Annotated in this window: 11 protein-coding genes; 2 read left to right on the forward strand and 9 right to left on the reverse strand. The window is 72.8% G+C overall.

The features are described from left to right. Window positions 1-250: 250 nt before the first annotated feature. The 7 genes from E1165_RS24855 to E1165_RS24885 all read right to left on the reverse strand — a co-directional run bounded on the left by E1165_RS24855 (window position 251) and on the right by E1165_RS24885 (window position 7992). A complete protein-coding gene (locus E1165_RS24855) occupies window positions 251-1000 on the reverse strand; it encodes a 1-acyl-sn-glycerol-3-phosphate acyltransferase (protein ID WP_132394158.1) in 750 nt (249 codons plus the stop codon). A 23-nt stretch (window positions 1001-1023) separates the two neighbouring features. Further along, complete coding sequence (locus E1165_RS24860; RefSeq protein WP_132394159.1) at window positions 1024-3099, reverse strand: glycogen debranching N-terminal domain-containing protein; 2076 nt, start codon at window positions 3097-3099, stop codon at window positions 1024-1026. Beyond that, window positions 3099-3470 (reverse strand): SCP2 sterol-binding domain-containing protein, encoded by a 372-nt coding sequence (locus tag E1165_RS24865; protein ID WP_132394168.1) that lies wholly within the window; start codon window positions 3468-3470, stop codon window positions 3099-3101. The genes E1165_RS24860 and E1165_RS24865 overlap by 1 nt, the downstream gene beginning before the upstream one ends. Before the next feature lie 164 nt (window positions 3471-3634). Further along, window positions 3635-4051, reverse strand: a complete 417-nt coding sequence (locus E1165_RS24870) for a CBS domain-containing protein (protein ID WP_132394160.1) — start codon at window positions 4049-4051, stop codon at window positions 3635-3637. Window positions 4052-4211: 160 nt separating this feature from the next. Then, window positions 4212-5237, reverse strand: coding sequence for an aspartate-semialdehyde dehydrogenase (locus E1165_RS24875; RefSeq protein WP_132394161.1), 1026 nt, complete (start codon window positions 5235-5237; stop codon window positions 4212-4214). A 119-nt stretch (window positions 5238-5356) separates the two neighbouring features. After that, entirely contained in the window at window positions 5357-6703 is a 1347-nt protein-coding gene (locus E1165_RS24880; RefSeq protein WP_132394162.1) for a pitrilysin family protein, read from the reverse strand. Continuing rightward, window positions 6700-7992 (reverse strand): pitrilysin family protein, encoded by a 1293-nt coding sequence (locus tag E1165_RS24885; RefSeq protein WP_132394163.1) that lies wholly within the window; start codon window positions 7990-7992, stop codon window positions 6700-6702. The genes E1165_RS24880 and E1165_RS24885 overlap by 4 nt, the downstream gene beginning before the upstream one ends. 109 nt (window positions 7993-8101) lie before the next feature. Here E1165_RS24885 and E1165_RS24890 point away from each other — a divergent pair, with 109 nt between their 5' ends. Then, entirely contained in the window at window positions 8102-8830 is a 729-nt protein-coding gene (locus E1165_RS24890) for a phosphodiesterase (RefSeq protein WP_132394164.1), read from the forward strand. A 30-nt stretch (window positions 8831-8860) separates the two neighbouring features. Here E1165_RS24890 and E1165_RS24895 read toward each other — a convergent pair whose 3' ends face one another. Then, the gene (locus E1165_RS24895; protein ID WP_132394165.1) at window positions 8861-9076 is read right to left on the reverse strand and encodes a hypothetical protein; all 216 of its coding nucleotides are present in this window, start codon (window positions 9074-9076) and stop codon (window positions 8861-8863) included. Window positions 9077-9135: 59 nt separating this feature from the next. Next, the gene (locus tag E1165_RS24900) at window positions 9136-10287 is read right to left on the reverse strand and encodes an alkaline phosphatase PhoX (protein WP_132394166.1); all 1152 of its coding nucleotides are present in this window, start codon (window positions 10285-10287) and stop codon (window positions 9136-9138) included. A 312-nt stretch (window positions 10288-10599) separates the two neighbouring features. Here E1165_RS24900 and E1165_RS24905 point away from each other — a divergent pair. Next, a partial coding sequence (locus tag E1165_RS24905; protein WP_132394167.1) for a 3-deoxy-7-phosphoheptulonate synthase occupies window positions 10600-11679 on the forward strand: 1080 nt, incomplete at its 3' end.

Consider the following 11679-nt stretch of genomic DNA (forward strand, 5'->3'; position numbering starts at 1 on the left):
CGGATGGGGCGGGCGGCCGTGGGGAGCGACGCCGCCCCCCGCGGGCAGCGGCCGACCCGCGTCGCGCGAACGACCCCGGAAGGTCTCGTCGTCCGCGCGACGCGGCCGGCCGGCGCCGGGCGGGCAAAGGGGGAGGGTTCCCGTCCAAGCGCCTTCGGTGTCTCCAGCGTCGCAGTTCCTGGGAATGTCACACGGGCGACCACCGCGCCGGCCCGCCGCGCCGCAGCCGCGCGGCGAGTCCCGTGCGGGATCAGGAGGCGGCGGTGCGTCGGCCGCGCCGGTCCAGCTCGACGGCCTCCGCCAGGGTGGGTGCCGTGCCGCCCAGGTGGGCCGGCTGCCACCAGGCGTCCTCGGGGCCGGCGGGCTTGTCCGGGTACTCCTGCTGGGCCCGGTCGACCAGGGCGGAAAGCCGGCTCTTCAGCTCGACCGTCATCGTGTTGGCGTCCGGGTAGGCGGTCGGGTCCATCGGCTCGCCGACCAGGATGGTGATCGGGGTGTGCCGGCGGGTCAGGTTCTTCGGGCGGCCCTTGGTCCACAGCCGCTGGGTGCCCCACAGTGCCACCGGCAGCAGCGGCACGGCAGCGTCCTGCGCCATCCGCGCGGCCCCGCTCTTGAGTTGCTTGACGGTGAAGGACCGGCTGATCGTCGCCTCCGGGAAGACGCCTACCACCTCTCCCCGACGCAGCGCGTCCAAAGCCGTGTTGTACGAGCCCGCGCCCGCCGCCCGGTTCACCGGGATGTGCTTCATGCCGCGCATCAGCGGACCGGAGACCTTGTGCGCGAAGACCTCGTGCTTGGCCATGAACCGGACCAGGCGGCGGGCCTCGTGGGCGCCGTAGCCGCAGAAGATGAAGTCCAGGTAGCTGACGTGGTTGCTGGCCAGCACCGCCCCGCCGACGCGCGGGACATGGTGGCTGCCCTCGACGGTCAGTCGCAGGTCGAGGACCCGGAACATCGTCTTGGCGGCGGCGATCACGGGCGGATACACGAGTTCCGGCATCCGCCAACTTTACCGCGCGTAGGTTACGCCTCCGTAGGGGCCGAGCGGGTGTGGTGCAGTTCGAGTCGGCCCCGGGCGAAGGCGTCCACCCGGCCCCACCGGCCGGGGATGTCCAGCACCTCGATCCGGCCCATACCCACCGGCAGCACCGGCTCGACCGCCAGGTGTCCCTCATGCGGTTCCAGGCCCAGCATGGTCCGGATCAGCAGCAGCGGAGTACCGGTCGACCAGGCCTGCGGGCTGCACGCCGTCGGATACTCCACCGGGAACTTGGTCTGCTCCCTGGGGTAGCCGCCGAACGCCTCGGGCAGCCGGCCGTCGAAGTACCGGGCGGCGTCCAGGATGCCACTGGCGATGGTGCCGGCCTCCTCGGCGAAGCCGTACCGCCGTAGGCCCCAGGCGATGAAGGAGTTGTCGAACGGCCAGATCGTGCCGTTGTGGTAGCCGATGGGGTTGTACCGCACCTCCCCCTCCGCGAGGGTGCGCACCCCCCAGCCGGTGAAGAGCCGGTCGGAGACCAGGTGCCGGGCCACCTTCTCGGCCCGGTCGTGGTCGACGATGCCGCTCCACAGCAGGTGCCCCATGTTCGAGCTGAGCACGTCGCACTGCCGGCCGTCGGGGTCCAACGCGAGGGCGTAGAACTCGCCGTCGGCCACCCACCACTCGCGGTTGAACCGCTCCTTCAGCTGCGCGGCCTCCCGCTCCAGCTGGTCGGCGTACGCCGGGTCGCCCCAGAACTCCCGGGCCATCCGGGCGGCGCGCAGCTTCGCGTCGTACGCGTACCCCTGTACCTCGCAGGTCGCCCGGGGAAACGGCGGCAACGTGCCGTCGGAGTACGAGATCGAGTCCCAGGAGTCCTTCCAGCACTGGTTCTCCAGGCCGGTGTCGGCGTTGCGCCGCTCGTACCAGATGTAGCCGTTGCCGACCAGGTCGGCGTAGTCGTCGATCCACCTGAGCGCGCGGCGGCACTCCGGTTCCAGTTCCTTGACCAGCGCGACGTCCCCGCTCCACCGCTCGTACTCGTCGAGCAGGACCACGAACAGCGGGGTGGCGTCGACCGAGCCGTAGTACGGCGAGTGCGGCTGCTCCTCGAACGCGGCCGTCTCGCCGTAGCGCATCTCGTGCAGGATCCGGCCCGGATCCTCGTCCCGGAAGTCGTCGAACCGGGTGCCCTGCAGGGCCGCGAGGATACGCAGGGTGGTCTTGGACAGCTCGGGCACGAAGGGCAGCACCTGCAGACAGGTCAGGATGCTGTCCCGGCCGAACATCGTCATGAACCAGGGCAGACCGGCGGCGGGCAGGGCCTGGCCGCCGAGCGAGAGCGGCGAGAAACGCAGCGCGGCGAGGTCGACCAGGCTACGCCGGTAGGTGGCCGCCAGGTCCTCGTGCTCGCTGTTCACCTTCGGCGCCTTGGCGACCCACTCCTCCAGGTCGCGCTGGAGGGCGAGCCGGCCGGAGTCGTGCGCCCGCAGGCCCATCCGCAGGTCACGTCCGCCCGGGCCGAGCGCGACGGTCTGCACGTCGATCCGGGTCTCCCACTGCTCGTTCGGCTCCAGGCGCACGGTGAACCCGAAGCCGTTGCGGTCGTACCGGGCCGGCTCGGACGACGAGATGATGGTCTCTCGGACGAAGTTGCCGCGCCGGTACCCCAGCCGCAGCCGGTCCGGTTCGGCCTCGGCGTAGATCTCACCCTGCTTGTTGACGATCTCGTCCTTGACCTGGAACAGGTCGGCGAAGTCGGAGCCGGCCTCCATCCGGATCTCCAGGTCCACCGGCTTCTCGTCGTGGTTGAGGATGACCACCTGCTCACGGAAGCTGCCGCCGACCGCGCGTTCCCGGATGATCGACAGCTTGGCGTCGATGTAGTGGGTGGCCATCCCGGGCACCAGGAAGAAGCGGGCCTCGTAGTACTGGAGATCGTCGTAGGAGAGAGCGTTGAGGCGTTCCCCGTTGACGGTGAGCACCCAGCGGGACAGGAACCGGGTGTCGATGGAGAACAGACCGGTCGGCTCGCTCGGGGTCGCCTCGATGTCGCCGGTGTCCTCCGACACCACGAAGGTGTTGCCGTCGAGGATCCGGATCGTGCTGTTCGACGCCATCAGTGCGCCTCCCCGCGGAAGTGCCGACGCGACCCCTCGGAGGTCGGTGGGCCGGGGAAGATCCGCTGCACCTGGACGACGAGCCGGGGGTCACCCGTGACCGTCATGTCCCCACGCAGCATCGCCGCCAGGCCGTTCCCCCGGCCCGAGGCGACCTCCTCGAAGATCGCCGGGCTGGTGCCGATCACGGTGTCCGCCTCCCGGTCCTCCTGGCTGACCCGCAGGTTCCCCCGGTCGATCTCGAGCAGCCAGTGGGTGGTCTGCGCCCCCTCGTGCAGGTCGAACCGCAGCCTGCCGGAGGCCTTGGCCAATGCGGGCTCGTAGCCCCGCCGGTTCAGATCCTCGAAGAACCTCGTGGTCGCGTCCCCCACCATCGGCCCTCTCTTCCGTCGTTCCACGGCATCGCGAAGTACTCCGGCGGGGTGCCCGTCCACCGCGAGGTCAACCTCGCCCGGATCGGGTGAACCGCGGAGGTCGCACCGACACGACGACGCCGGCCCCGAAGGGACCGGCGTCGGGTCGCCCGCGGCGGAGATCAGTTGTTCGGGTCGTCGGCGCTGATGTCGGCGAGCACGGACTGCGGCTCCCGCTCGACCGCCAGGTCGCCCATGGAGATCAGGCCGACCAGCCGGCCGTCGTCGATCACCGGCAGCCGCCGGACGGCGTACGTCCGCATCAGGTCGGCGGCGGCGACGGCGTCGTCGTACTGGCTGACGGTCACCAGGTCCTTGCTGGTGACCTCGCGCAACGGGGTGGTGTTCGGATCCCTGTTCTCGGCCACGCCGCGGACGGTGATGTCCCGGTCCGTCACGATGCCGACCACGTCGTCGCCGGCCGTCACCACCACGTCCCCGATGGCGCTGTCGCGCATCTCCTGCGCCGCCGCGGTGAGCGTGTCGTTCTCGTCCATGGTCACCAACCGGGTCGTCATGAACTCTCCGACCGTCGTCATGGTGCTCCCCTCTCGCTGTCGGCACGCTCGACTACCCGGCGCCACCGGGCAGGTAACCCTGGGCCGACGGGGCGGCGGCATCCGTGGACGGGTCGATGTGCGGACGCGGCACGGCCCCGGGCGACCCGCCGGAGCAGGCGACCCGGGGCCGACGGCGGGTTCAGCGGCGCTCGGCGGCGACCAGCTCGGCGAGCTGCACCGCGTTCAGCGCGGCGCCCTTGCGCAGGTTGTCGTTGGAGCAGAAGAGCGCCAGGCCGTGGTCGACGGTCTCGTCGGCGCGGATCCGGCCCACGTAGGTCGGGTCCTGGCCGGCGGCCTGCAGCGGGGTGGGCACGTCCGACAGGGCCACGCCCGGAGCACCGTCGAGCAGCTCACGGGCCCGCTGCGGGGTGATCGGCCGGGTGAAGCGGGCGTTGATCTGGAGCGAGTGGCCGGTGAAGACCGGCACCCGCACGCAGGTGCCGGAGACCTTCAGGCCCGGAATCTCCAGGATCTTGCGGCTCTCGTTGCGGAGCTTCTGCTCCTCGTCGGTCTCGGCGGAGCCGTCGTCGACGACCGAGCCGGCCAACGGCAGCACGTTGAAGGCGATCGGCCGGGCGAAGGAGCGCGGGGCGGGGAACTCCACGGCCGCGCCGTCGAAGGCGAGCGCGGCGGCGCTCTCGGCGACCTTGCGGACCTGCTCGTCCAGCTCGGCCACGCCGGCCAGGCCGGCGCCGGACACCGCCTGGTACGTCGAGACGACCAGGGCAACCAGCTCCGCCTCCTCGTGCAGCGGACGCAGCACCGGCATCGCGGCCATCGTGGTGCAGTTCGGGTTGGCGACGATGCCCTTGGGGCGGTCGATGATGGCGTGGGGGTTGACCTCGGCGACGACCAGCGGCACCGCCGGGTCCATCCGGAACGCCGAGGAGTTGTCGATCACCACGGCGCCGGTGGCGGCGACCCGGGGAGCGAGTTCCCGCGCGGTGCCCTTGCCCGCCGAGAAGAGCACGATGTCCAGCCCCGAGTAGTCGGCGGTCGCCGCGTCCTCGACGGTCACCTCGCCGTCCCGCCAGGGCAGGGTGCGCCCGGCCGACCGGGCGGAGGCGAACAGCCGCACCTGCTCCGCCGGGAAGTCGCGCTCCGCCAACACCTGCCGCATCACGCCACCGACCTGGCCGGTGGCCCCCACAATGCCGATCCTCATGCCCGCGAGGCTACCCAGGTGGTCGGGTCGGGTGGGAATCCTTTCCCACCGCCCGGGCCGCCGCCGGCGATGGACGCGACCGGAATCACACCCCACGAACCCGCCGCCGGGGTGGCCGGTCACCCGGTGTGGTCGGTGACCTCGCCCAGTCCGGCGGCGACGAGATCGTCCCGGATGAGGGCCGCGTCACCCTCGACCACCAGGGTGAGCGACTCGGGGCGCAGGTGCGCGGCGGCCGCGGCGGAGACCTGCGCCACGTCGGCGGCGAGCAGCGACTCGCGCAACCGGGCGTGGTAGTCGTCCGGCAGGTCGTGCACCACGAGGGTGGTCAACGCCGAGGCGATCGCCCGGGGGCTCTGCAACTCGACCGAGAGCTGACCGGCGCGCCACGAACGGGCCACCGCCAGCTCGTCCTCGGTCACCCCGGTCAGCCGGGTACGGGTGATCTCCCCCACCGCCGCCACCAGGGCCGGGGCGGTCACCGCCGTCTGCACGCCGGACGCGACCGCGAACCGACCGAACCGCCGGGACGAGGCGAAGTCGCCGCGGATGCCGTACGTGTAGCCGTGCACCTCGCGGATCAGGTGGTTGAGCCGGGAGGTGAACGCCCCGCCCAGCACCGTGCCGGCCAGGGTCATCGGCACGTGTTCGGGGTGGGCGCGGTGCGGCGACGGGTGCCCGAGGCGCAGCGTGGACTGCACCGAACCAGGCCGGTCCACCAGGATTATCCGCCGCCCGGCGCGCGGCGGAACCTCGATCGGGCCGCCCCGGTCGACCGGGCCGCCCCCGGCGCCGGCGAACGCCGCCGCGCCGAGCGCGTCCAGGTCGAGCCGGTCCAGGTCACCGGCGACGACCAGGGTGCCGGGGCGGATGAACCACTCGGAGTGGAAGACCGTGACGTCCTCGACGTCGAGGGCGCCCACCGACTCCGGGTCGCCGTGCATCGGCCGCCCCCAGCGGTTGTCGCGGCCGAACAGGTCGGCGCGGAGCACCGCGTCGGCGCGCGGACCCGGGTTCGCCCAGTCCATCCGCAGCGCGTTGGCCTCGTCGTCACGGACCCGGCGCACGTCGTCCGGTTCGAGGCGGGGCGTGCGGACCGCCTCGGCGAGCAACTCGACGGCGGCGCTCAGCCGGTCCACTGGCACCTGGACGCTGACCTGGAAGGAGTCCCAGTCCAGGCCGGTCACCAGCTCGGTGCCGAGCCCCTCCACGGCGAGGGCGAACGCGGTGGCGTCCCGCTGCGCGGTGCCCTCCTCCAGCGCCTTGGCGAGCACCCCGGCGAGCCCCTCCTTGCCGACCGGTTCACGACCGGCCCCGGCGTCGAGCAGCAGCACCGCGACCGCGAGGTTCTGCCCCGGCAGGTGCGCGGCGACGACCCGACCACCGGCGACGTCCCGCCGGATCACCGTCGGGAACCGGTAGGGGCGGGCGGCCCCCGCGCCGGGACGGGTGGCGATGAGCGTCATGAGGTCTCCTCGGGCAGGTAGGTCAGGGTCACCCGGTCGGCGGCGCCGAGCACCTCGGCGGCCGTCTCGGCGATCTGCTCGGCGGTCACCCCGAGCCAGGCGGGCAGCCGCTCGGCGGCCTTCGCCGGGTCACCGAACTGGGTGGCGTACCGGCCGAGGGTGTCCGCGCGCCCGTCCACCGTGGACATCTGCCGCCACCAGGCGGTGCTCAGCAGCGCCTTGGCCCGTTCCAGCTCGGCGTGGGTCACCGGAACGGTGGCCAGTTCGTCGACCACCTCGGCGACCCCGGCGGCGAGCCGTTCGGCGGTGACCCCGGGACGGGCGGTGGCGGTGACGATCAGCGGGGCCGGGGCGTGCGCCAGGTCCACCCCGTACGCCCCGACGGTGTCCGGCTGGGCGATTCGCTCGCCGTCGGCGAGGCGCTGGTAGAGGCGGCTGCCCCGGCCGCTGCCGAGCACGGCGGCGAGCACGGTCGTCACGTCGTTCCCGGGGGTGCCGAACGGGTGGGTACGGTGCGCGACGTACACGCGGGGGGCGGGCACGTCGGTGGTGACCGTCTCGACGGCCGCCCGGCCGGTGGCCGCGACGCTCCGGCCGTCCGGTGCGGCCGGGATGTCCGCCCGCGCCGGGATCGCGCCGAAGTACTTGTCGGCCAGCGCGAAGACCTCGGCGGCGGAGGCGTCGCCGACGACGGTCAGCACGGCGTTGTTCGGCGCGTAGTACTTGGTGTGGAACTCCTGGAAGGTGGCCAGGTCGGCGGCGTTCAGGTCGGCCATCGAGCCGATCGTCGCGTGGTGGTAGGGGTGGCCCGGCGGGTAGAGCAACGGGAGCAGCCGCAGCCAGGCGTCGCCGTACGGGACGTTCTCGTAGCGCTGCCGGCGCTCGTTCTTCACCACGTCGCGCTGGTTGTCCAGCGTCTCCTGGGTGAGGGCCGGGACCAGTCCGCCCATCCGGTCGGCCTCCAGCCAGAGCGCCAGTTCCAGGTGCTCGGCGGGGACGGTCTCGAAGTAGTTGGTGCGGTCCGGGTTGGTGGTGGCGTTGAGCGAGCCGCCGGAGCCCTGGATCAGCTTCATGTGCTCGGTCTTGGCCACGTTGATCGAGCCTTCGAACATCAGGTGTTCGAAGAGGTGCGCGAAGCCGGTCTGCCCCGCCGGCTCGTGCCGGGAGCCCACGTCGTACCAGAGGTTGACCGCCACCGCCGGCGCGGTGCGGTCCTCGCTCACGACCACGCGCAGGCCGTTGTCCAGTCGGGTCGTCTCGATGGGCCAGGGGTAACCGCTGTCGGGCATGACCCGACGCTATCCGATCTCCGGTGTGGAACGGGACTCCCCGGGGCGCGGCGTGCCCCGGCGGGGACGGGGCGGGCATCGACCGGGCGACGCGGGGTACCAGAGGACCATGCCCAACCGCTCCACCCGCCTCGCCGTCGCCGGGGCCGCCGTCGCCGGGGCCGCGGCCGTCCTGGCCGGCTGGCGCGGCGCCCGCCTGCTGCACCCGGCCGGTCGCACCTTCGCCGCCGAGGTGACGATCTGGGGTACGCCGGATCGCCCGAGCGGGGTCAGACTGCTGGACCTCCCCGGCCGCTACCGGGCCACGGCACGGTTGTCGAAGGGGGTGCCCACCCCGGGGAGCTGGCCGGACGTGCTCGGGTTGGCGGTCCGGCTGCACCGGCCGCGGGGCCGCCCGTTCGACCTGCTAATCAGCTCCAGCAATGCCGCGCCGGTGCTGCGCCACCTGCCGCTGCCCCGGCGGCGCTTCGCCGGGACGTACAGCACGATCATGTCGTACCGGGTGGGGCGGCGGCGGATCTGGCTGGCGGCGTTGGCCGACCCGGAGTCGGTCGACCTGGGGCGGAGCCTCGACGACGTGGTCGCGGCGACCCGGGAGGCGGTGCCGCGACTGGTGCTCGCGGTCGCGTCCGCCGCCGGTCCGTGGCGGCCGTTCGGCCAGGTGGCTCTCGGCGGGCCGGTGGACCCCCGGGCGGACGCCGCGCTCGCCTTCGACCCGGTGGGCAATCTGCCGCCCGGCCTGCGGGCGGCGGGTCCGCTCGCCTGGCTGCGCGAGCAGACCTACGCCGGGTCCCGCCGGGCACGGGGCGCGTCGACGGCGTGGCCACCGCCCGGCTAGTCCGGGGGCTCGGCTAGTCCGGGGGCTCGGCTAGTCCGGGGGCTCGGCCGCGGTCACCGTCTGGTCGGAGGTGCGGTGCTCCAGCACCGTGTCGGGGGCGGCGTTCTGGTCCTCCTCGCGGATGTCGGACTCGGTGAGGATGGCTTCGGCCTGTGCCTGCGGGTCGTCGCTGCCGACCGCCGCCTCCTCCGGCAGTAGGTGGGCACGGGATTCCATGCGTTCCTGGTCGCTCTGCTCCTGGGTCATGCCGATGGTGGTACCCCGACCGGCCCGCCGGCACGCCGGCGAGGTTCCCGCCGCGCCGGTCAGCGGAACGGGCCGCGCACCTCGTAGGTGATGCCGCCGGAGGAGAAGCCGGAGGTGCCGCGCTGGGACGAGAAGTAGAGCCGGCTGCCGTCCGGCGAGAACGCCGGACCGCAGATCTCCGAGCTGCCCTGCCCGCTGATCCGTACGAACGGCGCGACCACCCCGGCCGGCGTGATCACGTTGATCTCCATGTTGCCGCCGTCCTCGGCGACGTACAGGTCCCCCGAGCCGGTGCCGGTGATGTTGTCCACCCCGGTCAGCGGGGCGGTGCCGGACACCAGCGAGTCGTCGTACGCCAGGTCGATCCGCTGGTTCACCGCGTCGTACGCCCAGACCCGGTTGTCCCCCTTGGTGGTGAACCAGCAGGTGCCGTCGGCGTACCAGCAGCCCTCGCCGCCGTTGAACTTCTTCGCTCCGGAGACCTGGCTCCGGGTGTACGTCGGGGAGCCGTCCGGGTCGGGAATCGGCGCCCAGGTCACCGGGCCACTGGTGGCGGTGCCGGCCACCAGCACCTCCAGCGTCCCGCTGGACAGGTCACCCCAGACGGTCGGCCGGAAGCGGTAGAAGCAGCCGCTGCTCTCGTCCTCGGTGAGGTAGATCACCCGACGGTCCGGGTCGGCCGCCGCCGCCTCGTGCTTGAACCGCCCCAGCGCCGGGCGCTGCACGGCGCTGGTGCCGCCCTGCGGGTACGTCTCGTAGACGAAGCCGCGGCTGACCTCCTCGCAGGAGAGCCAGGTGCCCCACGGGGTAGCGCCGCCCGCGCAGTTCTGGTTGGTGTTCGACAGAATCCGGTACGCCGAGGCGATCGTCCCGTCGGCGTTGAACCGGATCGCCGAGGCCCCGCCACCCGGGGTGATCTCCGAGTTGGAGACGTAGATCCAGCCGGTGCCGGCGGCGAAGCAGGCTCCGCCGTCGGGAGCGTCGTGCCAGGTGTACGAGGTGCCAGCCACGACCTGCCGGGAGCGGGCGATCACCCGGCTGGTGAAGCCGGCGGGGAGGTGGAGGCCGTTGGCGTCGGCGGCACCGAGCGGGCCGTACGGGCTGGGGCCGGGCTGGGCCGGGGCGGCCAGCGCCACACCGGACCAGAGGCTGCCGGCGAAGGCGGCGGCCCCACCGGTGACGGTGGCGAGCAGGACGGTACGACGGTCCATCGAGACCTCCCAGATTGCTGTAGGTGCCGACGAAGTTACCGACGGGGGCATCGACGCGGGTAAACTCCAGGCGAGGCTTTCCGGACGACCCGGTGAGCCTTCCCCGACCGGTCGGGTACGCTGGTCGACGTGACGTGCTCGTATCGATGGTTTAGGCAGCCGGCTCCAACGCCGGTGACCTCACCATGAGCTGACGTCACCTGAGTTCGAGCCGGCCGGGCAGGAGCTGAAGTTCCTGCCTTCTTTGCGTACGAGCAGCCGGCTCGACCCGGGTACCGGCCCCGGGGCACGGTCGGCGGAAGGAATCCCACCGTGACGACCCCGGAGACCGGCGCGGTCATCGACCAACGGATCGACCGTGTCGTGCCGTTGACCACCCCCGCCCTGCTCCTGCACGAGTTGCCCCTGGACGCCTCGCTCACCTCGGCCGTGCTGGCCGGGCGACGGGCGGTCAGCCGGGTGCTGGACCACGCCGACGACCGACTGCTGGTGGTGGTCGGCCCCTGCTCGGTGCACGACCCCGCCGCCGCCCTGGACTACGCCCGCCGCCTGCGCGAGGCCGCCGACCGGCACGCCGAGGACCTGCTGGTGGTGATGCGGGTCTACTTCGAGAAGCCGCGTTCGACGGTCGGCTGGAAGGGCCTGATCAACGACCCGGCGCTGGACGGCTCCGGCGACGTCAACCGGGGGCTGCGCACCGCCCGCACGCTCCTGCTCGACGTGCTGCGCCTCGGCCTGCCGGTCGGCTGCGAGTTCCTCGACCCGATCACCCCGCAGTACATCGCCGACACCGTCGCCTGGGGCGCGATCGGCGCGCGGACGGTGGAGAGCCAGGTGCACCGCCAGCTCGCCTCCGGCCTGTCCATGCCGATCGGCATGAAGAACCGCCCGGACGGCAGCATCTCCACGGCGGTGGACGCGATCCGGGCGGCGGGCGTGCCGCACGTCTTCCCCGGCATCGACGTCGCCGGCACCCCGGCGATCATGCACACCCGGGGCAACGCCGACGGGCACCTGGTGCTGCGGGGCGGCAACGACGGCCCGAACTACGACGCCGGGTCGGTGGCCGGCGCACTCGACCTGCTGCGGGCCGCCGGGCTGCCCGAGCGGGTGGTGGTCGACGCCAGCCACGCCAACAGCGGCAAGGACCACCGCAACCAGCCGAAGGTCGTGGCGGACGTGGCGGCGCAGCTCGCCGCCGGTCAGCGCGGCATCGTCGGCATCATGCTGGAGAGCTTCCTGCTCGAGGGCCGGCAGGATCTGGACCCGACCCGCGAGCTGACCTACGGGCGTTCGATCACCGACGCCTGCATGGGGTGGGACACCACCGCCGACGTCCTCGGTCACCTCGCCCAGGCCGTCCGCGTCCGCCGCGCCACCCTCCCCACCCCC

It is taken from the genome of Micromonospora sp. KC723 (genome assembly GCF_004348595.1).
Taxonomy (GTDB): Bacteria; Actinomycetota; Actinomycetes; order Mycobacteriales; family Micromonosporaceae; genus Micromonospora.

Coding starts and splice junctions, on each gene's coding strand:
- E1165_RS24855 (WP_132394158.1), bottom strand. CDS start 1,000: ATGCCGGAACTCGTGTATCCGCCCGTGATCGCCGCCGCCAAGACGATG.
- E1165_RS24860 (WP_132394159.1), bottom strand. CDS start 3,099: ATGGCGTCGAACAGCACGATCCGGATCCTCGACGGCAACACCTTCGTG.
- E1165_RS24870 (WP_132394160.1), bottom strand. CDS start 4,051: ATGACGACGGTCGGAGAGTTCATGACGACCCGGTTGGTGACCATGGAC.
- E1165_RS24875 (WP_132394161.1), bottom strand. CDS start 5,237: ATGAGGATCGGCATTGTGGGGGCCACCGGCCAGGTCGGTGGCGTGATG.
- E1165_RS24880 (WP_132394162.1), bottom strand. CDS start 6,703: ATGACGCTCATCGCCACCCGTCCCGGCGCGGGGGCCGCCCGCCCCTAC.
- E1165_RS24885 (WP_132394163.1), bottom strand. CDS start 7,992: ATGCCCGACAGCGGTTACCCCTGGCCCATCGAGACGACCCGACTGGAC.
- E1165_RS24890 (WP_132394164.1), top strand. CDS start 8,102: ATGCCCAACCGCTCCACCCGCCTCGCCGTCGCCGGGGCCGCCGTCGCC.
- E1165_RS24895 (WP_132394165.1), bottom strand. CDS start 9,076: ATGACCCAGGAGCAGAGCGACCAGGAACGCATGGAATCCCGTGCCCAC.
- E1165_RS24900 (WP_132394166.1), bottom strand. CDS start 10,287: ATGGACCGTCGTACCGTCCTGCTCGCCACCGTCACCGGTGGGGCCGCC.